Origin of the sequence: Caulobacter sp., assembly GCF_017744445.1 — a bacterium.
Taxonomy (GTDB): domain Bacteria; phylum Pseudomonadota; class Alphaproteobacteria; order Caulobacterales; family Caulobacteraceae; genus Caulobacter.
The window spans coordinates 189515-215880 of the sequence record NZ_JAGIBH010000008.1; the positions used below are offsets into that span (position 1 = coordinate 189515).

Annotated in this window: 28 protein-coding genes; 9 read left to right on the forward strand and 19 right to left on the reverse strand. The window is 68.6% G+C overall.

The genetic code is table 11. From position 1 onward, the window contains the following. Window position 1: 1 nt before the first annotated feature. The 4 genes from metG to J7528_RS13830 form a co-directional block, all read right to left on the reverse strand. Window positions 2-1711 (reverse strand): methionine--tRNA ligase, encoded by a 1710-nt coding sequence (metG, locus tag J7528_RS13815; protein ID WP_291875277.1) that lies wholly within the window; start codon window positions 1709-1711, stop codon window positions 2-4. An 897-nt stretch (window positions 1712-2608) separates the two neighbouring features. Next, window positions 2609-4141 (reverse strand): acyl-CoA carboxylase subunit beta, encoded by a 1533-nt coding sequence (locus J7528_RS13820; RefSeq protein WP_291875279.1) that lies wholly within the window; start codon window positions 4139-4141, stop codon window positions 2609-2611. Between the two features lie 119 nt (window positions 4142-4260). Further along, entirely contained in the window at window positions 4261-4587 is a 327-nt protein-coding gene (locus tag J7528_RS13825) for a YnfA family protein (RefSeq protein ID WP_291875351.1), read from the reverse strand. Window positions 4588-4589: 2 nt separating this feature from the next. Continuing rightward, window positions 4590-5312 (reverse strand): ATP12 family protein, encoded by a 723-nt coding sequence (locus tag J7528_RS13830; protein ID WP_291875281.1) that lies wholly within the window; start codon window positions 5310-5312, stop codon window positions 4590-4592. Between the two features lie 55 nt (window positions 5313-5367). On the opposite strand from J7528_RS13830, the gene J7528_RS13835 reads away from it, so the two are divergent. Further along, window positions 5368-6792: a DUF1800 family protein gene (locus tag J7528_RS13835; RefSeq protein WP_291875283.1), complete on the forward strand. Its 1425-nt coding sequence runs from the start codon at window positions 5368-5370 to the stop codon at window positions 6790-6792. Beyond that, a complete protein-coding gene (locus tag J7528_RS13840; RefSeq protein WP_291875286.1) occupies window positions 6789-8066 on the forward strand; it encodes a DUF1501 domain-containing protein in 1278 nt (425 codons plus the stop codon). The genes J7528_RS13835 and J7528_RS13840 overlap by 4 nt, the downstream gene beginning before the upstream one ends. A 136-nt stretch (window positions 8067-8202) precedes the next feature. On the opposite strand, the gene J7528_RS13845 is transcribed toward J7528_RS13840, so the two are convergent. Then, a complete protein-coding gene (locus tag J7528_RS13845; RefSeq protein ID WP_291875288.1) occupies window positions 8203-9201 on the reverse strand; it encodes an RluA family pseudouridine synthase in 999 nt (332 codons plus the stop codon). After that, window positions 9198-9581 carry a fluoride efflux transporter CrcB gene (gene crcB, locus J7528_RS13850; protein ID WP_291875291.1) on the reverse strand — a complete coding sequence of 128 codons (384 nt, stop codon included), beginning with the start codon at window positions 9579-9581 and terminating at the stop codon, window positions 9198-9200. Before crcB ends, J7528_RS13845 begins: the two co-directional genes overlap by 4 nt. 163 nt (window positions 9582-9744) lie before the next feature. Between crcB and J7528_RS13855 the strand changes: the two genes are divergently transcribed. After that, window positions 9745-10977 carry a hypothetical protein gene (locus J7528_RS13855; RefSeq protein WP_291875294.1) on the forward strand — a complete coding sequence of 411 codons (1233 nt, stop codon included), beginning with the start codon at window positions 9745-9747 and terminating at the stop codon, window positions 10975-10977. Window positions 10978-11123: 146 nt separating this feature from the next. Here J7528_RS13855 and J7528_RS13860 read toward each other — a convergent pair whose 3' ends face one another. From J7528_RS13860 to J7528_RS13870, 3 genes are read right to left on the reverse strand one after another with little or no spacing between them, the layout of a single operon-like run. Beyond that, a complete protein-coding gene (locus J7528_RS13860; protein ID WP_291875297.1) occupies window positions 11124-11633 on the reverse strand; it encodes a hypothetical protein in 510 nt (169 codons plus the stop codon). A gap of 15 nt (window positions 11634-11648) precedes the next feature. Continuing rightward, a complete protein-coding gene (locus J7528_RS13865) occupies window positions 11649-12464 on the reverse strand; it encodes an RluA family pseudouridine synthase (RefSeq protein ID WP_291875299.1) in 816 nt (271 codons plus the stop codon). Next, on the reverse strand, window positions 12461-13762 hold the full coding sequence (locus J7528_RS13870) for a replication-associated recombination protein A (RefSeq protein WP_291875301.1): 1302 nt from the start codon (window positions 13760-13762) through the stop codon (window positions 12461-12463). The genes J7528_RS13865 and J7528_RS13870 overlap by 4 nt, the downstream gene beginning before the upstream one ends. 80 nt (window positions 13763-13842) lie before the next feature. Between J7528_RS13870 and J7528_RS13875 the strand changes: the two genes are divergently transcribed. After that, window positions 13843-15042 (forward strand): glycosyltransferase family 87 protein, encoded by a 1200-nt coding sequence (locus J7528_RS13875; protein WP_291875303.1) that lies wholly within the window; start codon window positions 13843-13845, stop codon window positions 15040-15042. Here the strand turns inward: J7528_RS13875 and J7528_RS13880 are convergent. From J7528_RS13880 to J7528_RS13910, 7 genes are read right to left on the reverse strand one after another with little or no spacing between them, the layout of a single operon-like run. Beyond that, entirely contained in the window at window positions 15020-16453 is a 1434-nt protein-coding gene (locus J7528_RS13880; protein ID WP_291875306.1) for a Do family serine endopeptidase, read from the reverse strand. The genes J7528_RS13875 and J7528_RS13880 overlap by 23 nt on opposite strands. Before the next feature lie 59 nt (window positions 16454-16512). After that, entirely contained in the window at window positions 16513-17763 is a 1251-nt protein-coding gene (locus tag J7528_RS13885) for a TCR/Tet family MFS transporter (RefSeq protein ID WP_291875308.1), read from the reverse strand. Next, a complete protein-coding gene (locus J7528_RS13890) occupies window positions 17760-18254 on the reverse strand; it encodes an SRPBCC domain-containing protein (RefSeq protein ID WP_291875311.1) in 495 nt (164 codons plus the stop codon). The genes J7528_RS13885 and J7528_RS13890 overlap by 4 nt, the downstream gene beginning before the upstream one ends. Continuing rightward, window positions 18251-18592, reverse strand: a complete 342-nt coding sequence (locus J7528_RS13895; protein ID WP_291875314.1) for a metalloregulator ArsR/SmtB family transcription factor — start codon at window positions 18590-18592, stop codon at window positions 18251-18253. Before J7528_RS13895 ends, J7528_RS13890 begins: the two co-directional genes overlap by 4 nt. Continuing rightward, window positions 18589-18912 carry an MmcQ/YjbR family DNA-binding protein gene (locus tag J7528_RS13900; RefSeq protein ID WP_291875316.1) on the reverse strand — a complete coding sequence of 108 codons (324 nt, stop codon included), beginning with the start codon at window positions 18910-18912 and terminating at the stop codon, window positions 18589-18591. The genes J7528_RS13895 and J7528_RS13900 overlap by 4 nt, the downstream gene beginning before the upstream one ends. Next, window positions 18909-19367 carry a VOC family protein gene (locus J7528_RS13905; RefSeq protein WP_291875319.1) on the reverse strand — a complete coding sequence of 153 codons (459 nt, stop codon included), beginning with the start codon at window positions 19365-19367 and terminating at the stop codon, window positions 18909-18911. The genes J7528_RS13900 and J7528_RS13905 overlap by 4 nt, the downstream gene beginning before the upstream one ends. Window positions 19368-19417: 50 nt before the next feature. Then, entirely contained in the window at window positions 19418-20107 is a 690-nt protein-coding gene (locus J7528_RS13910; RefSeq protein WP_291875322.1) for an AraC family transcriptional regulator, read from the reverse strand. A gap of 69 nt (window positions 20108-20176) precedes the next feature. Here J7528_RS13910 and J7528_RS13915 point away from each other — a divergent pair, with 69 nt between their 5' ends. Continuing rightward, a complete protein-coding gene (locus J7528_RS13915; protein ID WP_291875325.1) occupies window positions 20177-20833 on the forward strand; it encodes a class I SAM-dependent methyltransferase in 657 nt (218 codons plus the stop codon). Here J7528_RS13915 and J7528_RS13920 read toward each other — a convergent pair. Continuing rightward, window positions 20830-22068, reverse strand: a complete 1239-nt coding sequence (locus tag J7528_RS13920; protein ID WP_291875328.1) for an ectonucleotide pyrophosphatase/phosphodiesterase — start codon at window positions 22066-22068, stop codon at window positions 20830-20832. The genes J7528_RS13915 and J7528_RS13920 overlap by 4 nt on opposite strands. A gap of 169 nt (window positions 22069-22237) precedes the next feature. Here J7528_RS13920 and J7528_RS13925 point away from each other — a divergent pair, with 169 nt between their 5' ends. The 4 genes from J7528_RS13925 to J7528_RS13940 all read left to right on the forward strand — a co-directional run bounded on the left by J7528_RS13925 (window position 22238) and on the right by J7528_RS13940 (window position 25458). Next, a complete protein-coding gene (locus tag J7528_RS13925) occupies window positions 22238-23149 on the forward strand; it encodes an ABC transporter ATP-binding protein (RefSeq protein ID WP_291875330.1) in 912 nt (303 codons plus the stop codon). After that, window positions 23149-23976 carry an ABC transporter permease gene (locus J7528_RS13930; RefSeq protein ID WP_291875334.1) on the forward strand — a complete coding sequence of 276 codons (828 nt, stop codon included), beginning with the start codon at window positions 23149-23151 and terminating at the stop codon, window positions 23974-23976. Before J7528_RS13925 ends, J7528_RS13930 begins: the two co-directional genes overlap by 1 nt. 7 nt (window positions 23977-23983) lie before the next feature. Further along, complete coding sequence (locus J7528_RS13935; RefSeq protein ID WP_291875337.1) at window positions 23984-24529, forward strand: sugar O-acetyltransferase; 546 nt, start codon at window positions 23984-23986, stop codon at window positions 24527-24529. Window positions 24530-24597: 68 nt separating this feature from the next. Next, complete coding sequence (locus J7528_RS13940; protein WP_291875341.1) at window positions 24598-25458, forward strand: DUF6624 domain-containing protein; 861 nt, start codon at window positions 24598-24600, stop codon at window positions 25456-25458. 63 nt (window positions 25459-25521) lie between these two features. On the opposite strand, the gene rplQ is transcribed toward J7528_RS13940, so the two are convergent. Both rplQ and J7528_RS13950 read right to left on the reverse strand, forming a co-directional pair. Next, window positions 25522-25935 carry a 50S ribosomal protein L17 gene (gene rplQ, locus J7528_RS13945; protein WP_291875343.1) on the reverse strand — a complete coding sequence of 138 codons (414 nt, stop codon included), beginning with the start codon at window positions 25933-25935 and terminating at the stop codon, window positions 25522-25524. A gap of 187 nt (window positions 25936-26122) precedes the next feature. Continuing rightward, on the reverse strand, window positions 26123-26366 hold a 244-nt coding region (locus J7528_RS13950; protein WP_291875347.1), incomplete at its 5' end, for a DNA-directed RNA polymerase subunit alpha C-terminal domain-containing protein.

A 26366-nucleotide genomic window follows, 5' to 3' on the forward strand; every position in this document is an offset into this window, starting at 1 on the left:
TTTACTCCGCGCCGCCGAAGCGGGCGGACCATTCGGCGATCTGGTCTTCCTCGATCTTCTTGAACAGGACGTCCGGCACGGTCACCTTCGTGCCGACCGCCAGCTTGTCCAGCTCGGCCTTGGCGTCGTTCGACGGCCACTGGGCCGGGTAGTCCAGGCCGAACGCCCCGCCGATCGTCTCGGCCGCGAACGGGATGAACGGGGCCGAGATCTTGGCGTACAGCGCCACCAGGTTCAGCGCCGTGCGGACGATGACGGCGGCGCGGTCGCGATCGGTCTTGATCGCGGTCCACGGCGCGGCCTCCTGCAGGTACTCGTTGCCGACCACCCACAGGGCCCGCAGCGCCTGGGCGCTCTTGCGGATCTCGATGGCGTCCATCTGTTCGGCCAGATCGGCCAGGCGCGCCGAGACATCGGCGAACAGCTTCTCTTCCAGCGGGCCAGGCTCGCCGCCCTCGGGCACCACGCCCTCGAACTTGCTCTCGTTGAACTTCAGGATGCGGTTGACGAAGTTGCCCAGCACGTCGGCCAGGTCGCGGTTCACGGCGCTGGCGAACTGCTCCCAGGTGAAGGCGGTGTCCGAGCCTTCCGGCGAGTTGGCCGTCAGGTACCAGCGCCACAGGTCGGGTGGCAGGATCTCCAGGGCCGCGTCCATGAACACGCCGCGCTTGTTCGAGGTCGAGAACTTGCCGCCGTACCAGTTCAGCCAGTTGAAGGCCTTGAGCATGTCGACGCTCTTCCACGGCTCTTCCGAGCCGAGGATGGTGGCCGGGAAGCTGACCGTGTGGAACGCCACATTGTCCTTGCCCATGAACTGGACGTAGCGAACGTCCTCCGCGCCCGCGTCGGTGCGCCACCAGCGCTTCCAGTCGCGGTCGGGCGAGCCCTCGGCCCACTCCTGCGTGGCGGCGATATATTCGATGGGCGCGTCGAACCAGACGTAGAAGACCTTGTCCTCGAAGCCCGCACGCGGCACGCCGTCCTTGGCCACCGGGATGCCCCAGTTGAGGTCACGGGTGATGCCGCGATCGATCAGGCCCTCGTCCAGGTGCTTGTAGGCGATCGAGCGGGCCAGCTGCGGCCAGTCGCCGTGGCTGTCGACCCAGGCGCGGATCTTGTCCTGCATCTTGGTCTGCAGCAGGTACAGGTGGCGGGTGTCGCGCACCTCGATGTTCCGCGAGCCCGAGATCACCGAGTACGGATCCTTCAGGTCGGTCGGGTCCAGCAGGTTGCCGCAGTTGTCGCACTGGTCGCCGCGCGCCTTCTCGAAGCCGCAGTGCGGGCAGGTCCCTTCGACATAGCGGTCGGGCAGGAAGCGCTTGTCGTCGACCGAATAGACCATCTGGTCGACGCGTTCCTCGATCAGGCCGTGGTCTTCCAGGGCCTGGCAGAAATGCTGGGTCAGCCGGTGGTTCTGCGGCGAGGACGAGCGGCCGAAGTGGTCCCACGACAGGCCGAACGCGCGGCCCACGTCGTGCTGCAGCACATGCTGTTCGGCGCAGTAGGTGGCGACGTCCTGGCCGGCGGCGCTGGCGGCGAGCTCAGCCGGCGTGCCGTGCTCGTCTGTGGCGCAGATGTACAGCGTCTCGTGCCCCTGGGCCCGCTTGAAGCGCGCATAGACGTCCGCCGGCAGCATCGACCCCGCCAGGTTGCCCAGGTGCTTGATGCCGTTGATGTACGGCAGGGCCGAGGTGATCAGGATGCGAGCCATGCGGGCGCGGCCTTTCGGGGAGTCACGGGAGGTGTAGAAGCGTCCGCATATAGAAGGGTCGGGCCGGAAGGGAAAGGTTTGGGTGGCTTGCTGACTTGCCCCCTCCGCGCTGACGCGCTCCTCCCCCGGAGGGGGAAGAAGGATCGGCGCGCACCTTCCGCCCCCTCCGGGGGCGGACGACCTCGCGGAGCGAGGTCAGGTGGGGGCAAGTGAGATCAGCTTCACGCGGCGTGACCGCTGAAGACATGTGGGGAGGCGACGGAGCGGCCGGGCGAACCCGGAGACCGTAGGGTTTGTTTTGCGTTTCGGCTCGTCGTCCGCTCCGCCAGGCTGTTGTTTCCATCAGGACGGCGGGCGTGAGCATTGTCTGCTCGGGCCTCCGTTCCCCGCGGACGGGCGTGGACCCACTGGATCGGCTCTACCGGCTCCAGCCCGACGATCCACGATAGGCGGTTTTCACGATCACCGCCCTGTCGCTCCGCTCACATCCGTGGATGAAGCGGCCCCGCTCAGCCTATCCCCGCCGCCGTCTTGGGCCGGATCCAAACGCCCTCCCCCGCGACGGGGATGGCTATGATTGTGGGGGGGATTTTGGCGCGGATCATTCAGGGGCGTGTAAAATCGACAAGCGTTTGATTTCGCTGCATTCGATCTCGCGAATTCCGAGGATAGAGCCCGCTCAATCCCCGTGACCGGCTCCCTCTCCCATAGGGAGAGGGTTGGGGTGAGGGGTTACAAGGTTAGCCGGCGTGCCGGCACAGCGCCCGCAACAGCGCCAAGATCGTCCACGGGCTTCGCCTAACCACCACCCTCCCACCGCTACGCGGCGGGCCCCTCCCTCTCTCAAAGAGAGAGGGGTTCAGGTAGATCTCCCCCGCATCGCGGGGAGCATCTTTCCTACAGCGGAATATTGTCGTGCTTCTTCCAGGGGTTGGACAGTTCCTTCCCCTTCAGGCTCTTCAGCCCCCGCACGATCCGCCGCCGCGTGCCGTGCGGCATGATCACGTCGTCCACATAGCCCCGCTGGGCCGCCACGAACGGATTGGCGAAGCGGTCCTTGTATTCGGCCTCGCGCACCGCCAGGGCCTCGGGGTCCTTGGCTTCCTGGCGGAAGATGATCTCGACCGCGCCCTTGGCGCCCATCACCGCGATCTCGGCGGTCGGCCAGGCGTAGTTCAAATCGCCTCGCAGGTGCTTGGAGCTCATCACGTCATAGGCGCCGCCATAGGCCTTGCGGGTGATGACCGTGATCTTCGGCACCGTGGCCTCGGCATAGGCGAACAGGAGCTTAGCGCCGTGCTTGATCAGGCCGCCGTACTCCTGCTTGGTCCCCGGCATGAAGCCCGGGACGTCAACGAGCGTGATGATCGGGATGTTGAAGGCGTCGCAGAAGCGCACGAAGCGGGCCGCCTTGCGCGAGCTGTCGATGTCCAGCACCCCGGCCAGCACCTGCGGCTGGTTGGCGACGATGCCGACGGTCTCGCCGTCCATGCGGGCGAAACCGCAGACGATGTTCTTGGCCCACTCGCTGCTGATCTCGAAGAAGTCGGCCTCGTCGACCATCTTCAGGATCAGTTCCTTGATGTCGTAGGGCTTGGTCGGATCGGCCGGGACCAGGGTGTCCAGGCTCATCTCCTCGCGATAGGGCTCGTCGAAGCTCTCGCGCTCCGGCGCCGGCTCGCGATTGGACGAGGGCAGGAAGTCGACCAGGCGACGCACCTGGGTCAGGGCCTCCAGGTCGTTCTCGAACGCGCCTTCAGCGACACCTGACTTGGCGGCGTGGACGCGGGCTCCGCCCAGCTCTTCGGCGGTGACGACCTCGTTGGTGACGGTCTTCACGACGTCCGGGCCGGTCACGAACATGTAGCTCGTGTCCTTGACCATGAAGATGAAGTCGGTGATCGCCGGCGAATAGACGTCACCGCCGGCGCAGGGGCCCATGATCACGCTGATCTGCGGGATGACGCCGCTGGCCAGGGTGTTCTCGAGGAAGATGTCGGCATAGCCAGCCAAGCTGTCGACACCCTCCTGGATGCGGGCGCCGCCGGCGTCGAACAGGCCGATGATCGGCGCGCCGACCTTCATGGCTTGGCGCTGGACCTTGATGATCTTCTGGGCATGGGCGTTCGACAGGCTGCCGCCGAACACCGTGAAGTCCTTCGAGAACAGATAGACGACCTTGCCGTTGATCGTGCCCCAGCCGGTGACGACGCCGTCGCCGGGGATCTTCTGGTTTTCCATGCCGAAGTCGGCGCAGCGGTGCTCGACGAACATGTCGAACTCCTCGAACGAACCTTCGTCCAGCAGCAGGTCGATACGCTCGCGGGCGGTCAGCTTGCCCTTGGCGTGCTGGGCTTCGACGCGCTTGGCGCCGCCGCCGGCCTTGGCCTGCTCGCGACGACGGTCGAGTTCCTCGAGAATGTGCTGCACGCGCGTACTCCCCTGCCCGGATAGTTATGCTGGCGGTTCGCCCACCTTAGGCAGCCAGCCCTAGCGACGCCAGAAGGCGCAGGCAAGGCGGACCTTGCGGCAGCGCAGCACGGGGCAGATTAGTTCGCGCGCGGTCCGAACAGGATGATCCCTGCCCCGATCAAGCAAAGGGCGCCGCCGATCAAGTCCCAGCGGTCCGGCCGGGCGTTCTCCACGAGGCGCATCCAGGCGATCGAGGCGATGATGTAGATGCCACCATAGGCCGCGTAGGCCCGGCCGGCGACGCTGGCGTCGATCCGGGTCAGCAGAAGGGCGAAGGCGATCAGCGACAGCGTCCCCGTCCCGGCCCACATCGGGCTTTTGCCCAGACGCAGCCAGGCCCAGAAGGCGAAGCATCCGCCGATCTCGGCCAGCGCCGCCAGGGCGTAGACGGCGGCGGTCTTCAGCATCAGCGCAGCGCCGCGAACCAGCGGTCGATCATCTCGGCCTCGACGGCCAGGGCCTCTGCGCGGGCGGCGGCCTCCTCGTCCTGGCCCCACTGCTCGGCCTGGAAGACCTCCTCGAGACGCGACAGGTCCAGCGCCCGGCGGCCGGTCAGGCGGCCGGCGCGCACGGCCAGGGCCAGTACGGTCGAGCCGAACAGGCCCGAGGCAAAGGCCACGCCCGCCAGCGCGAAGTCGTCCAGGGTCAGGGCCAGGGCCTCGACGGCGGCCAGGGTGGCCGGCGGCTGCGGCTGGTGGATGATCCCGGCCACCGGCGTGAAGACGAAGCCAAACTCGGCCTTGGCCCAGTCCAGGATCGCGCCCCACTCGCGGTCCTGACGCTCGACCAGGGGCGTGGGGTGCTCGGCGCGGTAGCACAGGTGGTCGGAGGCGGCGTAGGCGGTGATCTCGCGGGCCACCTCGGCGCGGGTCTCGCTGATGCGGTCGATGGCCGTGAAGGCCAGGCGCGTGGCCGGCATCAGGCTGTTGTCGATATATTCGACCTGGGCTTCCCACTCCGCGGCGATCGCGTCGGCGAGGAGCTTGGTCGGCGCGACCAGCGGCTTTTTGGCCGGCGACTTGGGCGTGCGGCCGTCCAGCTGGATCGCGAAGCCGCCCTCCACCGGGGCCGCGGCGGCGGCCTTGTAGAAGCGCTTGGGTTTCAGCAGCAGCTCGGACTTGTCGGACACGGGAAATCTCATTTTTCGGGCCGCTCGCGACGGAACGGCAAAAGTCCCGCGTTGAATGAGCAAGATCGCGTGTCAGCGCAAGGGAGAGCGCCGCTTGAGCTTACCGTCCAAGGACATGATGGCCGCCATCGCCGTCACCCGCTTTGGCCTAGGCGCCCGCCCCGGCGAGATCGAGGCGGCCAAGGCCGACCCGCAAGGCTTCCTGACCGCTCAGATCCGCCGCGACGGCGCCGACATCCCTCAGGGCGACGGCGAGAGCGCCTCGGCCCGCTTCGAGCAGATGCGCGACTATCAGCAACAGAAGAAGATGGAGCGCCAGCGCAAGGACGGCGAGGCGTCGGCCAACATGCCGGTCGCCAAGGACGCCCGACGCGATCTACGCGACAAGGTCAATGACGACTTCCTGGCCCGCGCCCAGCTGGGCGCCAGCACCCCGGCCAGCTTCCGCGAGCGCTGGGCGCTGTTCTGGGCCAACCACTTCACGGTCTCGTCGACCAAGCAGATCACCTCGGTGCTGATCGGCCCGTTCGAGCGCGAGGCGATCCGGCCCTACGCCTTCAACAGCTTCGAGAACCTGCTCACGGCGTCCTCGACCCATCCGGCCATGCTGACCTATCTGGACCAGGCCCAGTCGATCGGTCCGAACAGCCGCGCCGCCGGACGCCGGGGCGGCAAGGCGGGCCTGAACGAGAACCTGGCCCGCGAGATCCTGGAGCTGCACACGGTCGGTGTCGACGCCGGCTACAAGCAGGCCGACGTCACCGAGTTCGCCCGCGCCCTGACGGGCTTCTCGGTCGGCCGCGACAACGAGGACCGCGCCGGCCAGTTCGTGTTCCGCGAAAACGCCCACGAGCCCGGCGCCCGCACGATCCTGGCCCGCCACTACGGCCAGGCCGACATCAAGCAGGGCCTGGCGGTGCTGAAGGACCTGTCCGCCGATCCGCGCACCGCTCGCCATGTCTGCGGCAAGATCGCTCGCCACTTCGTCTCCGACACACCGCCCAAGTCGCTGACCGACCGGCTGGAGCGGCGCTGGATGGACACCGGCGGCGACCTGGCGGCCGTCGCCAAGGCCCTGGTCGAGAGCCCCGAGGCGTGGGACCCGACGCCGACCAAGTTCAAGACGCCCTACGAATACACCCTGTCGACCTGGCGGCTGATCGGGGCCCAGCCGTCGGCGATCGAGCGCCTGGCGCCGATCCTGACGGGCCTGGGCCAGAAGCCCTTCTCGGCCCCCTCCCCCAAGGGCTGGGCCGAAGACGCCCAGACCTGGGCCTCGCCCGACGGCCTGATCAAGCGGATGCAGTGGGCGCAGGGCTTCGCCGCCGTCGTCGCCGACCGCACCGATCCCAACGCCCTGGCCATCTCCGCCCTGGGCGATCGCCTGACCCCGCCCGTCGCCAAGGCCGTGTCGCGGGCCGAGACCCGCCGCGAAGCCTTCGCCCTTCTCGTGATGAGCCCGGAGTTCCAACGCCGATGACCGCTCAACTGATGAACCGCCGCTCGCTGCTGGGCCTGGGCGCCAGCTTAGGGATCAGCGTCAACTTCTTCGGCTCGCAGGCCTTCGCCGCCTCCGAGGGCGACCTGGCCAAGAAAAAGCTGGTCGTCGTCATCTGCCGGGGCGGCATGGACGGCCTGTCGGTCTCGCCGCCAGTGGGTGACGCCAACTACGCCAATCTGCGCGGCTCGATCGCTCTCAAGCCCGAGCAGGTGCTGAAGCTGGACGACACCTTCGGCCTGCACCCAGCCCTGAAGACCGTCCACGCCCTGGCCCAGCAAGGCCAAGCCCGCATCGCCCCGGCCATCGCCAGCCCCGACCGCGCCCGCTCGCACTTCGAGGCCCAGGACGTGCTCGAGACTGGCGCGGCCCATGTCTACGGGACCGAAACTGGCTGGCTGAACCGCACGCTTGAGGCCCTGGCGCCGGCTCGCAAGGTCGAGGGGCTGTCGGTCGGCACCACCGCCCCGCTGATCCTGCGCGGCAAGGTCCAGGCGGCCAGCTGGTCGCCGGGCAAGGGCGTCGACGAGACCGCCCGCCTGCCGACGCTGCTGCAGGACCTCTATCGCAACGACCCGATGCTGGGCCCGGCCTTCGCGCGCGGCCTGGAGACCGAGACCATGGCCCAGCAGGCGATGACGGCCATGGCCGCCACGCCCGCCATGAACGTCGCCGCCGCCTCGACGCCCGGCATGATGCAGCCGGCGCCGATGTCCGCCACCCAGGCCAATGACCGCCAGAACCGCGCCGGCAGCGAGGCCGCGCGCAAGCTGGGCTCGACCCTGGGCGGCTTCATGACCCAGGCCGGCGGCCCGCAGATCGCCGCCATCTCGCTGGACGGCTTCGACACCCACGCCGGTCAGCTGGGCCAGATCGCCACCCGCCTGACCTACATGGACGCGGTGCTGGACGGCCTGCTCACGGGGCTGGGCGCGGAGTGGAAGAACACCGTGGTCATCGCAGTGACCGAGTTCGGCCGCACCGCCCGCGTCAACGGCACCGGCGGCACCGACCACGGCACCGCCTCGACGGGCCTGATCCTGGGCGGCGCGCTGAAGAAGGGCGGCATCGTCGGCGACTGGCCGGGCTTGGCGCAAAACGCCCTGTTCGAAAACCGCGACACCGCTCCGACGCTCGACATGCGCGGCCTGTTCAAGGGCGTGCTGGCCGACCACATGGCCGTCGACCGCGTGGTCCTGGAGAGCAAGGTGTTCCCCGACAGCGCGGCCGCCAGGCCGGTGACGGGTCTGGTGTAGTGACCTTCCGCCCCCTTCGGGGGCGGACGACCGCGCATCGCGCGGTCAGGTGGGGGCAAGTAAGGTGATTTCAATCGTCACTTGCCCCCTCCGCGCTTTGCGCTCCTCCCCCGGAGGGGGAAGAAGGAACGCCTTGTTATCGACGGATCTTGGAACTGCGATGGCCGAAGGGCTCGGAGTCGGCCTCGTCTTCCGAGAAGCCGAACTTGCGGAAGCCTTCCTTCATCTCGGCGCTCAGCGGCGCCTCGATGTGCAGCATGCCGGCCGACGGGTGCGGCAGCAGGATCGAGCGGGCGTGCAGCTGCAGCTTCAGCCCTTCCGACAGCGGAGCCGACTTCTCGTCGCCGTACTTGGGATCGCCCAGGATCGGGTGCCCCATGGCCTTCATGTGGGCGCGCAGCTGGTGGGTGCGGCCGGTGTGCGGACGCAGCGCCATCCAGGTCACGCGCGGACCGGCGCGGCTGATGGTGACGAATTCGGTCTCGGCCGGCTGGGCGTCCGGATCCTTGGGCTGGGCGGGCACCACGAGCTCGCGGTCGCCGACGCCGCGCTTGGCCAGGTGCAGCTCCATCACGCCTTCGGTCGGGTGCGGGTTACCGGCGACGATGGCCCAGTAGGTCTTCTGCGCCTTGCGCTTGGCGAAGGCGCCCGACAGACGCGCGGCGGCGGCCGGGGTCTTGCCCAGCAGCAGCACGCCCGAGGTGTCACGGTCCAGGCGGTGGACCAGGCGCGGGCGGTCAACGCCCTCTCCCCAGGCGCTGAGCAGCTTGTCGACGTGCTTGGTGGTCTTGGTGCCGCCCTGCACGGCCAGGCCGGCGGGCTTGTTCAGGGCCAGGACTTCCTCGTCCTCGTACAGCACCAGCGACTTGGCGTAGGCGATGTCGCGCGGCGACAGCTTGTTCTTGTCGGTCGGATCGGGCGCGTCGGGCAGCGGCGGCACGCGGATCTGGCTGCCGGCCGCCAGTTTGGTGTCGGCCTTGGCGCGCGAGCCGTCGACCCGGACCTGGCCCGAGCGGAACAGCTTGTTCAACTGAATGTGGTTCAGGTGCGGCCAGCGGCGCTTGAACCAGCGATCCAGGCGGACCCCGTCCTCGCCAGCGTCGACGTACAGGGTGCGGACTTCTTTGGTGCTCATGCGAAAACCTTGCGGGCGACCAGAAGGCCCGCGAACAGGGCGGCGATCGAAAGCAGGACGCTCGCGGCCGTATAGGAGAAAGCCTGGCCATACGCGCGCTTCTGGATCATCAGCGCCGTTTCCAGGGAGAAGGACGAAAAGGTCGTAAAGCCGCCCAGCGCGCCCACGCCCAGCAGCACGCGCCACTGTTCGCTGGACGAACTGCCGCGATGCGCCAGCCACGAGGCCAGGCATCCCATCAGGAAGCCGCCCACGACATTGACGGTGAAGGTGCCATACGGCCAGCCGGGTCCCATGACCCGCATGGCCCCGACGCCGACCAGATAGCGCGCGACCGAGCCGACGGCGCCGCCAGCGGCCACCAGAAGCAGCTTGTTCATAAACGCCTTATGCGCCGAGCGGGCGTGAACGCCAAGCACCCACCGCAGTTCCCTTGTTTTTCCCCGATTTCTTTCAAGGTAAACGCGGTTGTAAACCCTCTTTCAAAACCCACGGTTAAGCGCGGCCACGCACTCTGCACGTGTCTTAAACAGCGCCAGACCCATGCCCTTCGACACCCCTCCCCCCTCAGACGCGACCGAACGCGTGGCCCTGCCGGGTCCGGTGCTTCAGCGCCTGACGGGCAATGACATGGTGGCGCGCGGCTCGGTCAACGTCATCAGCATCAAGTCCATCCGCCAGTGGGCTGGCGAGTGGTGGAGCCAGAAGCGCGGCGATGTCTGGACCTATGTCGAGCTAAAGCTGAACGAGCACCTGGACCGCCAGGACATGCGCGCCCGCATCTCCGACAGCGAATTCCTGATCGCCATGAACAACGATCAGGGCCTGGCCGCCCAGGCGACCAGCGTCAAGATTCTCGAGGACGTCCTGACCCACCTGCTGGGCAGCGCCTCGCCGATGGACCTGGGCATCCGCTCGGTCGTCGGCATCGAGGGCGGCGAAGCCGTCTGCAAGCCGATCGACGCCGCCGTCGTCCTGGCCGCCCGCGCTCGCCGTGACTCGGCCCGTTCGCCGGTCCGCGTGGCCGTGGATCCCGCCGACGAGTCCCGCCGCACCCCGGTGGCCTTCACCACCGCCGGCGGCGCGGCCCTGCGGGTCGACTTCACGCTGGAACACGTGGTCAGCCTGCGCCGCAACGTCACCACCGCCGTGCGCATCGAGCCGATGGTCACCCACCTGGCCAGCGGTCGCCAAGCCTCGGCCCGCGCCCTGACCAAGCTGTCGGACCGCGACGTCGCCTTCATCGACGAGTCGACGCTGAAATACGCGGCCGTCTTCGCGCGTTCGGCCCAAGGCCCGAACACGCCCGAACTGATCCTGCCAGCCTCGTTCCGCACGCTGGGCACCCAGCGCGGCCGTGACCTGCTGACCGGCACCGCTGGCCTGTCGCTGGCCCTGCTGCGCGGCGGCGTTCAGATCGAGCTGGTCGACGTCACGCGCGGCACGCCCGCCGGTCGCCTGCTGGAAGTGGTCGGCCTGCTGCGCGCCCTGACCCGCGGCGTCATCGCCCGCGTGCCGCCGGACAAGGAAGCGCTGCGCGTCCTGCGCGACGCCCGCCTGGCCGGCCTGGCCCTGGATGGCTCCGACCTGTCGGGCGAAGCGGCCAAGATCGCCATGGACATCATGGCCTTCGGTCGGGACTCGCGCGGCCTGGCGCCGATGACCATCCTGCAGGGCCTGCCGCAGGAAGGCTATTTCGCCGCCGCCGACACCGCCGGCCTGACGCACGCCTCGCTGCGCGCCAACTATCCGCTGGCCAAGCAGGCGGCGGCTTAAACCCCTATTCCGATCTTCCCGGCGAAAGCCGGGACCCAGATCTCATGGCGCTTGGGCTGATTGGATAAGCGCAGCGCTTATAGACCCCACCCAGCGCTTTTCCATCTGGGCCCCGGCTTTCGCCGGGGAAACGGGTCCGTGGAACTTCAGGTCCTTTGACGGCCGTAGCCGACGTTCTTGACGACATCGCGCGCGTCATAGGCGTCGCGGTCTTTCGGCACGGCGCCCTTGCCAAACACCACCTCGATCGAGCGCGAGAAGGCCGGGCCCGGTCCCAGGTTGAAGCTGGTGCCCAGGCCGATGCCGACGCTGGAGCGACGGCCGAAGCTGGCCGAACCACCGCCCACCGACATCCGGGGACCACGATCATAGCCGCTGGACGTGGTCGAGCGATCCGCGATCCGGAACCAGTCGTAGCCATCGCGCAGGGCCAGCTCGGCCGCGCGCAAAAGGGCGTAGTCGGCGATCTGGGCCTCGGGCGCACCTGGGCCGCCCTGGAAGGTCACGCGATAGCGACCGGCCTCCAGCCGATATTCGGTGTAGCCAACGTCATTGGGCGCGCCGGCCTGGGCGCGATAGACGGTTGGCGCGGTGGCGCACGCGGCGAGCAAAAAGCCCGATAGAGCGGCGGCGATAAGCGGTTTTGCGATCTTCATGGCGTTCGTGCCTCTTCAGACCTGATCAACGGCCTCGGAACCTGGCTGTTCCGGGACTGACAGTTCGAGGGCCGCAAGCATGGCCGTGAAATCGGACGGAAGCGGGGCCGCGATCTTGCGCTCGCCGCCCAGCGGGTGCGGAAAGGTCAGGCGCGCGGCGTGCAGCATCAGGCGCGGCACGGCCACGCCGCCTAGCATCAGTGCGCCGCCGTAGCGACTGTCGCCCGCCAGCGGGCGACCGATCGAGCCCATGTGAACCCGCAGCTGGTGCATGCGGCCGGTGTCCGGCGACAGCTCGACCAGCGCGGCCACGCTGTTGCTGGCCAGGGTGCGATAGCGGCTACGGGCGGTCTCGGCGTCCGGATGGTCCGGCTCGCAGACCCGCATATAGGCCTCGCGGCCGATCGACTCGCGGCGAAGCGGGCTGTCGATCATGCCGCCCTTGGGCTCGGGCGCGCCCGGCGCGACGATGGCCAGGTAGCTCTTGCGGAAGCGCTTGGCCATCATGGCCTCGCCCAGGAAGGCCGCGCCCGGCTTGGTCTTGGCCGTCAGGATCACGCCCGAAGTGTCGCGGTCCAGGCGGTGGATCAGGCGCGGCCGCGCCTTGCCCGGCTTGGCGAACGCCCACAGCAGGTCGTCCAGCGTATGGGCCTTGATCCGGCCGCCCTGGCTGGACAGGCCCGAGGGCTTGTCCAGCACGATGATCGCCTCGTCCTCGTACAGCACCCACGACTTGGCCGCCTCGATCTCTTCGGGCGTCAGGGTGATCGGGCACTCGACGGCCTTGGGCTTGGCGACGCCGGGCGGACGGCGGAATTTCGGACTGCTCATTTGCCGTCCTTACGCACCTTGCCCCAGGCTTCCAAGCGCTCTCGCACCTTGGCCTCGGCGCCGATGGGCTTGGGATCGTAGAACCGCTGTCGGGCCATGCCGTCCGGGAAGTAGTTCTGGCCCGACACCCCGCCCTCGACATCGTGGTCGTAGGCATAGCCGTCACCGTAACCCAGCGACTTCATCAGCTTGGTCGGCGCGTTGAGAATATGGGCCGGCGGCATCAGGCTGCCGGTCTCCTTGGCGGCGCGGCGGGCGGCCTTGTAGGCGTTGTAGACGGCGTTCGACTTGGGCGCGCTGGCCATGTGGACCACGGCCTGGGCCAGGGCCAGTTCGCCTTCGGGCGATCCCAGGAAGTCGTAGGCGTCCTTGGCGGCCGTGGTCAGCAGCAGGCTCAGCGGATCGGCCGCGCCGATGTCTTCCGACGCCATGCGCACCAGGCGGCGGGCGATGAACAGCGGATCCTCGCCGCCCTCCAGCATCCGCGCCAGCCAGTACAGCGCCGCGTCGGGATCGCTGCCGCGCACCGACTTATGCAGGGCCGAAATGAGGTTGTAGTGCTCCTCGCGGTCCTTGTCGTAGGCCGGGCGGCGCTTCTGCAGGAACTGGCCCAGCTGGGTCGGGTTCAGCGGGCTGTCGGTCCCGATCGAGAACAGGGTTTCGGCCAGGGTCAGCAGGTAGCGGCCATCGCCGTCGGCCATCGACACCAGGACCTGCCGCGCCTCGGCGTCGATCGGCAGCGGCCGGCTCTCGGCGGCCTCGGCGCGTTGCAGCAGCTGGTCCAGCGAGTCTTCACCCAGGCGCTTGAGCACGAAGACCTGGCAGCGCGACAGCAGAGCGCCGTTCAGCTCGAACGAGGGGTTCTCGGTCGTGGCCCCGACCAGGGTGACGATCCCCTCCTCCACGAATGGCAGGAAACCATCCTGCTGGGCGCGGTTGAAGCGATGGATCTCGTCGACGAACAGCAAGGTCGATTGGCCGGCCATGCGGCGGGCGCGGGCCTGCTCGAAGGCCTTCTTCAGGTCCGCGACGCCCGAAAACACGGCCGAGATCTGCTGGTACTCGTAGCCGCCGGCCTTGGCCAACAGACGAGCGATGGTGGTCTTGCCGGTGCCGGGCGGCCCCCACAGGATCATCGAGGCCAGGCGATGAGCGGCGGCCATGCGGCCGATGGGACCTTCAGGGCCCAGGAGGTGCTGCTGCCCTACCACCTCGTCGAGGCTCTGGGGCCGCAGGCGGTCGGCCAGCGGCGCGGGCGCGTGGGGAGTCAGGCCGGCGGCCTGAAAGAGATCGGACATGCCGCCCTTCTAGCAGGCTCGCCCGTTCAAGTCCCATTATCACCTTGCCCTCACAGTGCGCCCCAACCAGGGGGATGGGCATGGACGACCAGCGCGAGAAGTCGGGAGCGCCAAACAGCCGCCTGATGCTGGCAGTCGCCGTGGCCGCGCTGGTGCTCTACCAGGCGCTGGCCATCTTCCGATACCTGAGCACGCACGCGGCGGACGGCGATCCTCTGTTCGCGGACTTCTACGCCTTCTGGAGCTTCGGCCGCTTCCTGCACGCGCATCCGGCCGAGCAGATCTATGACTTCAAGCTGTTGCAGAGCGTCCAGCACGCGCTGGCGCCGGGCTTTCACAAGTTCTATCCGTGCGTCTATCCGCCGACGCTGCTGCTGTTCCTGGCGCCCCTGGGCCTACTGGGCTACCTGCCCGCCTTCGCCGTGTGGACGGCCGTGGGGCTGATCGGTTTCGCCTTGGCCGTCGGCGTGACCGAGCGCGGGACGCGCCTGCCCTGGCTAGCGGTGCTGGCGCCGACCACGGTCCTGACGATCATCTTCGGCCAGAACGGCCTGATCACCGCCGCTCTGCTGATCGGCGGCTTCCGCCTGATGGAGAAGCGCCCCTGGCTGGCGGGCGTCCTGCTGGGCCTGCTGTCCTGCAAGCCGCAGATCTTCGTCCTCGTGCCGCTGGTGCTGCTGGCCGGACGGCGCTGGCATCCGCTGGCGGCGGCCTGCCTGACCGTCCTGGCCCTGGCCGCGACCAGCGTGCTGGTCTTCGGCTTCGATGCCTGGCTGACCTGGCTGAAGGCCTTCCCCGCCTTCTCCCGCCTTGTGGAGCGCGATTGGAGCACGCTGGGCTGGATGATGCCAACCGTGACCGCCGGTCTGCGCGAAGCGGGTGTCAGTCCACCGATTTTCACGGCCATCCAGCTGGTCGTGGCGACGGTCGTGGTCGTCGTGTTGCTGGTCTTGTTCCACCGCAGCCGCCACCGGCCCGCGCCCGGCGCCCTGGACGCTGCCGCGCTGCAGGTCGGCCTGTTCCTGACCAGCCCCTACGCCTTCATCTACGACATGCCGATGGTGTCTGCCGCCGCCGTCACCCTGGCCATCGTGCGCATGGCGCCGGGCCAAGCCTGGCGGCCGGGCGAACGCATCTTCGCCCTGGCCGCCTACTGCCTGCCGCTGATCATCTTCTCCGAGGCCTTCAAGGCGATCCCGCTGGGGCCGATCGTGCTGATCGCCATGTTCTCCCTGCTGGCCCGCGCGGCCTGGGAGGTCAGAGCGTCAGACGCGCCGTGATCCGCTGGCCCTGACGCTCGATCGTCACCGTCCAGTTGCGGCCCTGCCCCGAGGTCGCCGAGGCCACATCGGCGACGGTGTTGATCGGACGGCCATTGATCTCGCGGACGAAATCGCCCGGACGCAGGCCCGCGCTCATGGCGTAGCCCTGGCCGATCTGGGTGACCAGCACCCCGCGTCCCAGGAACGGATCCACGCCCAGCTCCTGGGCCACGGCGGGCGACAGGTTGACCAGGGTCGCGCCGGCGAACGGATTGTTGCCCTTGATGGCGCGCTCGTCCTTGGCCGGGGTTTCCGGCGCGGCGTCGGCGCGGACCGTGATGGTCTGCTCCCTGTCGCCCCGCTGGATCTGCATCGGCACGCGATCGCCGACCTTGTGCGCCCCGATCGCGAAGGCGCCGCCGCCCTCGTCGTTCACCGGACGGCCGTCGATCGACAGGATGACGTCGCCTTCCTTCAGGCCGGCGCGATCGGCCGACGAGCCGGGATAGACCTGGGCGATCAGCACGCCGCGCGGGGCGGTCATGCCCAGGCTGCGGGCGATGTCGCCGGTCACCGGCTGGCCCTTCACGCCCAACCAGGGCCGCACCACGACATGGGCGCCGCCCAGCGCCGCGCCGACCACCTGGCGCACCACATTGGCCGGGATGGCGAAGCCGACGCCCGAAGACGAGCCCGAGCGCGAGATGATGAAGGTGTTGATGCCCACCAGGTCGCCGTCCATGTCGACCAGCGGACCGCCCGAGTTGCCGGGATTGATGGCCGCGTCGGTCTGGATGTAGCTGCCGAAGTCGGCCGCGCCGACGTCCGTGCGGGCCAGGGCTGAGACGATGCCGTTGGTGACGGTCTGGCCGACGCCGAACGGGTTGCCCATGGCCAGCACCAGGTCGCCGACTTCCAGCTGTTCCTGGTCGTCGATGGCCATGACGGGCAGCTTCTCGCCCTTGGTGTCGATCTTCAGCACGGCCAGGTCGGCGCGCGGATCGTCCAGCAGCACGGTGGCCGGGAACTCACGGCGGTCGGCCAGTTGGACGGTGATGTCGCCCTTGCCCTCGACGATGCCTTCGATGTTGTGGTGGTTGGTGATGATCACCCCGTCGGCGCGGACGATCGCGCCCGAACCCAGCGAGCCCTGCACCTGCTCGCGCGGCGCGCCGCCGCCCATGAAGAAGTCCCAGAACGGGTCGACGCGCTGGCGCACCACCCGGCGGCTGGCGACATTGACCACGGCCGGCGCAGCCTTCTTCACCACCGGCGAGAACGACAGCTTCATCGACGCGGAGTCAGCCGGCACGCGCTTGGTCGGCGCGGGCATATCCGGGATCTGCTGGGCCTGGGTCTGGCCCGTCGGGTTCGAGCAGGCGGCCAGCAGGACGGCGACGGGCAGCAGGGCGCGAAGGGTGGTCTTCAAGAAAGGCTCCTAGAATAGTATCCGCGACCTCAGCCGAGCTTTCGGGCGACTCTAAGGCGTCAGGCCGCTTGGGGTTCCGCTGCCGGCGCGGGACGAGCCTTGGCGTAGGCCAGAAGCGTCGAGGCCAGCATCAGCGCCGCGGCGATCAGCACGGGCAGGCCTGGCAGGTGCAAGGTCGCGTCGTGGCGAATGGCGAAGGCGAACGGCAGCAGGAACAGCGGCGGGCCGATGATCGACGCGATGCCCATCATCGCCGAGTTGGCGCCTTGCAGCTGCCCCTGCTCGTTCGGAGCCACCCGACGGGTCATCAGCCCCATCAGGCCAGGCTGGATCAGGCCGGTCAGCGAGAACAGCGGCAAGCCGCACAGATAGAGGAAACCGGTCGGGGCCAGGCCGTAGATCATGAAGCCGGCGAAGCCCGAGAACAGGCCGATCAGCAACGCTCCGCGCTCGCCCACCGCCTTGACCACCCGGCCGACGATCAGGGCCTGGACGATGATCCCGGAGATGCCGCTGGCCATCAGGGTCAGGCCGATGACGTCCGGGCTCCAGCCATAGCGGTAGCCCATATAGAGCACGAAGACGCTGGGCAGAACGTTGTGCGCCAGCTGGAACAGGAAGCCGACGCCGGCCAGGCCCAGCAGACCGGGATGGCCGCGCAGCAGCCGGAGCGAGCCGACCGGATTGGCCTTCTTCCAGTCGAAGCGCGGCTGGCGACGCTCGAGCGGCAGCGACTCCGGCAGGACGAAGAAGCCGTACAGCCAGTTCATCAGGGCCAGGCCCGCGCAGACCAGGAACGGCGCATGGTGGTCGAACTTCCACAACCAGCCGCCCAGGGCCGGGCCGAAGGTGAAGCCGACGCCGAACGCCGCGCCCATCAGGCCAAAACCCTTGGCGCGGTTCTCGGGCGTGGTGACGTCGGCGACATAGGCCCCGGCGGTCGAGAAGCTGGCCGCCGTCATGCCGTTCAGGATCCGCCCGACGAACAGCCACCACAGGGTCGGCGCGAAGGCCATGAACAGGAAGTCGATCCCAAGACCGAAGATCGAGGTCAGGATCACCGGACGACGGCCCCAGCGATCGGACATCAGGCCCAGGATCGGCGAGCAGAAGAACTGCATCACGCCCCAGGTGGTGGCGAACAGCACGGTCCAGTCGGCAGCCACGGCGGTGTCGCCGCCGCCAAACTGTTTCACAAGGTTGGGCAGGACGGGGATCATCACGCCCAGGGACAGCACGTCCAGGGTCGCGGTGACGAAGATGAAGCCCAGGGCGGCCTGTCGCTTCGCGCCTGTGATCGGTTGGTTCATGCGTCGCCCTCCCCGGCGGCCCCTAGTTGGACGGTGTTCGCCCTACTCGCAAGCCCCGCCAGCAACGCCCGCCACCACTCGCCATGCCGCTGAAGGAAAATGGCGTTCGGGAAGGTGTGCCGGGCCACGTTCTGCGCCGGCACGGTGTCCCAACCGCGATGCTCGACGGTCACGCGGGTGCCGTCATCGACTGGGTCGAAGCGAACCTCGACCTCGGTGTCCATGCCAGGCTCGAAGCTGGCTTGCCGCCAGCCGAACACCAGCCGCGCGCCGCGTTCCCAGACCCTGACCTTGCCGACCTCGAACACCTTGCCCGAGGCCAGGCGCTCGACCAGCCGGCCGTCCTCGAAGGCCATGACGCCCGGCGAGCGCGGGGTGAACGAGAACAGGGTGTTGGGCCGCCACCACAGGGCGATGTCGTCCGTAAACGCGTCGAATACTGCCTCCGGCGGCGCGGCGATGCGCAGGGCGACCAGGATCTTGGAACTCACTCGCCCTCCCCTTGGGTCTTGCTCTCCACATGCGCCTTCAAGGCCGACAGCTGGTCGACCCAGTGATCCTCGGCCGCTTCCAACCAGGCCTTCAGCTGCGCCATCGGCTCGGGCCGCAGACGGTAGACTCGGACCCGGGCGTCGAACTCCGGATGGCTCTCCTCGACCAGGCCCGACTGGCGCAGGGCGCGCAGGTGGCGGCTCATGGCCGGTGGGGTCAGGCCCAGGCTTTCCGCGAGCTCGCCGGCCCGGCGCGGCCGCTCGCGCAGCAGGTCGACCGTGCGCCGCCGGTGCGGATCGGCCAGGGCCGCCAGGGTGCGGTCGAGGGCCTCGCTCACAGCAGCTTCTTCGGCGCGACGTTGCGCCAGGCGTCCAGCAATGCGCCGCGTGCGGTGTCCTCGTCGCAGGCGGCCAGACGCAGGCGGGTCGCCCCGCCCTTGCCCCAGCCGCCGGGCACCGGGACGAAGACGTTCGGCTCGGCGGCGAGACGCATCTCCTGCTGGTCCGGCGTCAGCTTGACCATCGCCCAGTCGGCGTCGGGATTGCCCAGGGTCGCGAAGATCTTGCCGCACCGGAAGTCGACCGTGCCCATGTGCGAACTCTCGATCGCCTGCGGCATCGACAGCGCCAGCCGGCGGAAGTCGTCGGGTGTGATCATCCGGCCCCGACCGCGATCTTCAGGCCGCTACGCTTTTCCATCTCGTCGGTCGAGACGACTTCGACATCGGCCGACACGGTCCAGATGTGGCCTTCCGGATCGCGGCAGCGATAGGTGCGCGCGCCGTAGAACTGGGTCTCGGGCGGCGCCAGGATCTCGGCCCCGGCCGCCTTGGCCCGCTCGCAGTGACCATCGACATCGGCGGCGATGTAGATGTGCACGGACTGGGTGTTCCGGGCTCCGATCGAGGCCGGGCTGGCGTGGTTCTCGCTCCACTCGTTGCCGATCATGATCCGATGGCCGGCATATTCCATCTGCGAATGGGCCAGGTTGCCCTCGGCGTCCTCAATCAGCAGGGAGAGGTCGAAGCCGAATGCTTTCTCCAGGAAGGCGATGGCGGCCTTGGGATCGCGATAGACGAGCGCGGAGACCAGACCGGGGCGGGAGTCGGACATGGCGGATATCCTTCCAATGAACGACAATATTTAATGCATATCGAAACTATCTACGCAAGTAGGCGCGCCACGGTCAGCGGCGTGATCCCGAAGAACCGGCTCATGGCGCGGTTCAGATGGGACTGGTCGGCAAAGCCCGCCTCGGCGGCGGCGATGGCCAGACCCTCCCCGGCCCGCAAGCGCAACAGCGCCGTCTCCAGCCGCAGCCACAGCCGCCAATGGGCCAGGGGCGCGCCCAGCTCGGCCTGGGTCAAGGCCCGCAGGCGCGGCGCCGACAGGCCAGCCCGCGCGGCGAGGTTCGCCAGGCTGAGGTCGCCGTCCAGCGCGTGCAGGGCCAGTTTCAGGCGCGGATCGATCACCACAGCCTCGCCCAAGGCTGCCTCGGCGTTCAGGGTCTCGACCAAGTCGCCGTCGGTGAGCCGCTGCGTCCAGGCATCTGGCGCGGCGGCCACGGCCGACCAACCCGCGACGCCCCATCGCCGGGCCAGCCGCCCCAACGGCCTCGGATAGATCGCCCGGATCGGACCACCCAGCAGCCGGTGGCTTACGCCAGGCGGGATGACGACCACTGGCGCCTCGACAACACCCTGCTCGGCCTCGACCCGCGCCGGCCCGTCCAGCCCGACCACGACCTGGGCGCAGAGGTGGCCATGGGCCTTCGAGTCGCCGCTCGCGCCTTCGAAGCACCACCAGTCCCTGCCGATCCAGATCTTCCCGGACCATCCGGCGTTCGTTGCCACAAGCCCTCCAAGCGTTCGGTCCAAGACCCTCCGGCGCGATCCGCCATCTTGGCGGCCAGGAGGATCTCGATGACCGAACAAGCCCACTACGTCCCCGCCCTGGGACGCCCCGAACTAACACGCGCCTATGATCTCGTCCTGGCGCTCGTCAGCCGCGAGGGCCGCTGGCGCAAGGCGCTGCTGAAGGCCCTGGCCCCTCAAGACGGCGAGCTGATCGTCGACATCGGCTGCGGCACCGGCTCACAGGCCATCGCCATCAAGCGGGCGCGCCCCGGGGTGCGGATGGTCGGGATCGATCCGGATCCGGCCGTACTGGCCATCGCCCTCGCCAAGGCCCAGCGCGCCGGTGTGGAGATCGAGTGGCGTCAGGGGTTGGGCGATCAGGCCGACGCGCTGGTGGGCCGGCAGGTGTCCGACGCGGTGATCTCAAGCCTGGTGCTGCACCAGTGCGACGTGCCGGTGAAGGGCGCGATCCTGCAGGCCATGGCGCGGCTAGCGCGTCCCGGCGGCCGGGTGCTGATTGCCGACTACGGCCGCCAGCGTGGTCTGATGCGACTGTTGTTCCGCTTCGTTCAGGCCGTGGACGGCTTCGAACGCACCGAGTTCAACGCCGTCGGCGCCCTGCCCGGCCTGATGCGCGCCAGCGGTCTGTCGGCGGTGTCCGAACGCGACCGCATCGCCACGCCCAGCGGCTCGATCTCGATCTACGAGACGCGGGCCGGCTAGCGCAGCGCCTGGCCCACGACCTTCAGCGAGCCGTCGACCTTCTCGGGCTTCACGCCGGTGACCTTGGCCAGCAGCGGATAGACGTCGACATTGTCGAAGGCCGGCAGCACGACGCCAGGCTTGAACGACGGGCCGTGGGCCACGAACACCGCGCGCATGGCCGGATCGTAGGGGTCGAAGCCGTGCGCGCCGCCGTCGCGACCATCCCACTTGCCGGGCTTCTTCCGGGCTTCGGCAGTGGTGGTGTACCAGCCGGTCTCCGACAGGCAGACGATCGCGGGCACGCGCGGATTGCGGCCGTAGTGGAAGCGGGCCGGGATCCTGGCCTTCTTCCAGCAGGTCATGTGCGGCAGGGTCTTGCCCAGGAACGCCGCCTCGACCGCCTTGGCCTGGCCCAGCTCGGGCGAGAAGCTGGTCACCGCGCCCCGGGTCACCAGGTGGATCTTGGAGAGGTCGATCAGGTCGTCCAGCACGATGCGGTTGGCGGCCGGCAGCGGCGCCATGCCGTGGTCGGCGACCAGGACGATGTCGGTGTTCTCGAAGCGCCCGCGCGCCTTCAGCCCATCGACCAGACGGCCGATGTTGCGATCCAGCTCGACCAGGGCCGCCGTCAGCTCGGGCGAACTGGGTCCGTAGTGGTGACCTTCGGTGTCGGCGGCATCGAAATAAAGGGTGGTGAAGGCCAGTGGCGGGCCGTCGGCCTGGTCCATCCAGGCGAAGACCTGGTCGACGCGCGTGTCGTAGGCCAGGTCGTGGTCATATTTCATCCAGTGGGTCGGGCGGACGCCGTCGATCGCCACCTCCGAGCCCGGCCAGAACATCGCGGCGGCCTTCTTGCCCTGGCGCTCGACCGACCACCAGAACGGCTTGGCCTGGTTCCACCAGCGCGGATCGTTGGCGTTCGGGCCGTTCATCTTGAACTTCGGCCCACCGATGACCGCGTCCTCCATCTCGTTGCCGACGACGCCGTTGCGGTCCGGGCGCTTGCCAGTCACCAGGGTGTAGTGGTTCGGATAGGTCAGGCTGGGGAACGAGGGCCGCATCGACCCGCGCGCGCCGTCGTCGGCCAGGGCCTTCAGGTTCGGCGTCACGCCACGGTCCAGATAGTCGGCCCGGAAGCCGTCCATTGACACCAGGATCGTCAGGTGCGGAGCCTTCTCGCGCGCCACGGCGACGCCAGCCGACAGAGCTAGGCCAGCAGCCAGAACCAAGGACAGGACGCGGCGGACCAGCATCGACGCACTCACGGAAACCAGAATTTCGACCCTGATCGACGTCCAACGTTGCAGCCGTATGACGACCAGCGTTCAGCTGGAGCATGACCGGCTCTTAACTTGGCGCATGCGCGGCGGGCCGCCATAGTCCCCGCGTCGAGCCGACTCGTTCGGCGCACGGGAATCCCGCATGTCGATCGCCCTAGAGGCCGACCGCCTCACCAAGACCTACGGGGCGGTGCGCGCCCTCGACGACTTTTCCCTGGCCATTCCCGCCGGCGGCGTGTTCGGGGTGCTGGGCCCCAACGGCGCGGGCAAGAGCACCCTCTTCCGCATCGCCCTGGGCCTGGTGCGCCCGACCAGTGGCGCGGTGCGCCTGTCTGGCGCGCCAGCCGGCGACATCAACGCCCTGCGCAAGGTCGGGGCGATGATCGAGACGCCGCGCTATCCGGCCTATCTGACCGGCCGCGACACCCTCAAGATGCTGGCCCTGGAGAGCGGTCTCAAGGATCCCAATATCAACGGCTGGCTGGAGCGGGTCGGCATCGCCCACGCCGCCGACCGCTCGACCTCGGGCTACTCGGTCGGCATGAAGCAGCGCCTGGGCCTGGCGGCCGCCTTCTTCAGCAAGCCAGAGCTGGTGATCCTGGACGAGCCGACCAGCGGTATGGATCCGGCCGGCATCCAGGAGATCCGCGCCCTGATTGTGGACCTGGCCCAGCGCGAGGGCGTCACGGTCATCCTGGCCAGCCACCAGTTGGACGAGGTGCGCCGCGTCTGCGACCGGGTCGCCATCCTGTCCAAGGGCAAGGTCGTGGCCGAGGGGGCCGTGGCCGACCTCACCGCCGGCGAGGCCCGCCTGCGCATCACCGCCGCCTCGCCCATCGCCCAAGTCCTGGCCGTGCTGGGCGCCAAGGGCGTCGCCGACGGCGCCGACGCGGCCCTGGCCGACATCCGCCGCGACGAGGCGCCCGCCCTGATCCGCGCCCTGGTCGAGGCCGGGGTCGAGATCACCGAGGCCCGCTGGCGCGACGCCGACCTGGAAGGCGTCTACCTCAAGACCCTCGAGACGACCGCAAACGCGCAAGGGGGGGCCGCCTGATGCTCGCCGACGCCATCGCCGCCGAACGCTTCCGCCTGCTGCGCGACCGCTCGGCCCTGTTCTGGGGCTTCTGCTTCGCCCCCATCGTCGGCTTCATGATGGGCGTGGGGGGCGACTTGTTCCTGCGCTTCATGATCAAGAAGCCGATGCCCGGCCTGGGGATCGGCCTGGTCGACCAGGTGATCAAGGCGCTGTCCAGCGGCGCGGGCACCTTCGACGCCCTGTTCCTGATGATCGGCGCGGCGGCCGTGCTGGCCGGCGACTACCGCTGGGAGACCTGGCGGCTGCTGACCCCGCGCAACACCCGCCAGAACCTGCTGCTGGCCAAGCTGACCGTCGTCGGCGAGGCGGTGTTCTGGAGCCTGATCCTGACCGCCGTCCTGTCCGCCATCGCCGCTGTGATCGGCGCGGCCATCAACGGCAAGACCTTCGCCGCCTCGATGTTCGGAGCCAACGCGTTCGACGTGCTGGGCGTGCTGGCCATCACCTGGCTGGAGGCCATGACCCTGGCCGCGCTGGCCGCCCTGGTGGGCGTGATCTCGCGCTCGACCATGGGCGTGGTCATCGTCTGTTTGGGCGCGCGGTTCATCCAGACCATCCTGGCCAGCACCTTGCGCCTGATGGAACAGGGTCAGCCCAGCTGGAAGCTTTTGACCCTGCCGGTGTTCGACGCCGACCTGCTGCGCGCCAGCCTGCTGGATCCCACCCAGCTGGGCGCCGCCAGCGGCTCGGCCGGCGCGGCCCTGGCGGCCTTGATCGCCTGGACCATAGCCCTGGCCGCGGCGGCGGTGTTCCTGTTCCGCCGCCAGGACCTGACCAAGGAGTAGTTGTCGCGTGAAGACCCAGAAGCAACGGATGCTGGCCGGCGAACTTTATGTCGTCGACGCCGAGCTGCAGGCCGACCAGCGCGTGGCCCAGACCTGGATGGACCGCTACAACGCCTCCGGCCTGGATGAGCGTCCGATGCTGCTGGCTCAGGGCCTGGGATCGGTCGGCCAGGACGTCGCCGTCCGCGCGCCGTTCTTCGTCGACTACGGCTACAACATCCGGCTGGGCGACCGGGTGTTCATGAACTTCAACTGCGTGATCCTGGACGTCGCCGAGGTCACGATCGGCGAGGCCACGGCCATCGGCCCCGGCGTCCAGATCCTGACCGCCGACCATCCGCGTGACCCCGCTCTGCGTCGCACCGGCCAGGAGTCGGGCAAGCCCATCCACATCGGGGCCAATGTCTGGATCGGCGGGGGGGCGATCATCCTGCCCGGCGTGACGATCGGTGACGACGCGGTGATCGGCGCTGGCGCTGTGGTCACCCGCGATGTGGAGCGGGGCGCGACCGTGGTCGGCAATCCGGCGCGGCCGGTGAAGCCGAAGGGCTGAGTACTCCACCTCAGGAGTGACATTCCACGGAACACAACTTCGCCGCAAACACGGCGGAGCTTGGCGGCATGAAAGCTTCGCCATTGCTCCTCGCCGCCGCTGCGTTCAGCTCCCTGCTGAGCGTCTCTTCAGCTCACGCCCAGATGACGGCGCTGCAGTACACGTGCGACGCCGATGCGCGCGAGCGTGCGTTGAAGACGCTCAAGGAGGAGACCACCTCGGACGCCGAACAGGCGACCGAGCTGAAGTCGGCCGAGGCGGCGATCGCGGCGGCCTCCAAGCTGAACGCCGACGCCCTGGCTGGTCTCGAGGTTCCGCAGCCCTACAGCGGCGCGGCCTATTGGGCCAAGCTGGCCGCCAAGGCCCCCTCCCCCGAACTGGCCGAGCTCTATACGCGCGCCGCCAAGGACCAGCTGACCCGTTTCCAGGTCGGCATCGCCATGCAACGCATACACTGGGCTGCCGGCCTGTCGGATGCCGCGCGCGGCTACGCCCATCGCATCATCCAGCTGGACGGCTGCGGGGTCGACCAGGCCAACACCGCCTGGCTCAAGGAGCGGCTGAAGGCGCACGGCTGGTACACGATCGATGCGTACGGCAAGGAGGCCGACCAGGCCGCCTTCCTGCTGGCCCAACACGCCGACCGCGACGCCGCCTTCCAGGCCGAGATCCTGCCGCAGCTGGAGAAGTTGGCTCAGGAGGGCAAGGCCCGCCCGACCAGCTACGCTATGCTCTACGACCGGGTCGCCGTCGCCCAGAAGCGTCCGCAGCGCTACGGCAGCCAGGGCCGCTGCGACGACCAGGGCGTCTGGACGGCCTTCGAGACCGAGGACCCCGCCAACCTGGACCAGCGCCGCGCCAGCATGGGGCTGCAACCGGCCGCCGACTATGCGGCGATGGTCAGCTCACGGGTCTGCAAGCGCGCCTAGCGCACAACGAAAAAGGCCCCGGATCGCTCCGGGGCCTCTACGTTCAGCTTGCGCTGAAAGATCTTAGTCTTCCGAGTCAGCCGTGAAGACCGGACCCGAGTCCTTGCCCTTTTCCGAGACGTCGCGATCGACGAACTCGATGACGGCCAGCGGGGCGTTGTCGCCGTAGCGGAAGCCGGCCTTCAGGACGCGGATGTAGCCGCCCTGACGGTCCTTGTAGCGCGGGCCGAGGACCGCGAAGAGCTTGCCGACTTGTTCGACGTCGCGAACCGAGCTGATGGCCTGACGACGAGCGTGCAGGTCGCCGCGCTTGGCCAGGGTGACCAGCTTTTCGACGATCGGACGCAGTTCCTTGGCCTTCGGCAGGGTGGTGACGATCTGCTCGTGCTTGATCAGCGAGGCCGACATGTTGGCGAACATGGCGGTGCGGTGAGCCGAGGTGCGGCCGAGTTTACGGTGAGCCTTACCGTGACGCATTTTCTATCTCCTGGGCATTTCGCCCGAGCGGCGTCCCGACAAGGAGCGCCTGATTGTCACCAATCCTGGTCTTTCCCGACCGGGTCAGAGCGAAGCGCCGGGGCCCTCCACCGCGGGTGCGGCTTCAAAAGGCCCAGGCCGCCTCTCGAAAGAAGCGGCCCGGATTAAGCGCGGTAGCGAAGAAGTCTTAGATTTGGTCTTCGAACTTCTTGGCCAGGTCTTCGATGTTCTCCGGCGGCCAGTTCGGCACGTCCATGCCGAGGTGCAGACCCATGCCGGCGAGAACTTCCTTGATCTCGTTCAGCGACTTGCGGCCGAAGTTCGGGGTGCGGAGCATCTCGGCTTCGGTCTTCTGGATCAGGTCGCCGATGTAGACGATGTTGTCGTTCTTCAGGCAGTTGGCCGAACGGACCGACAGTTCCAGCTCGTCC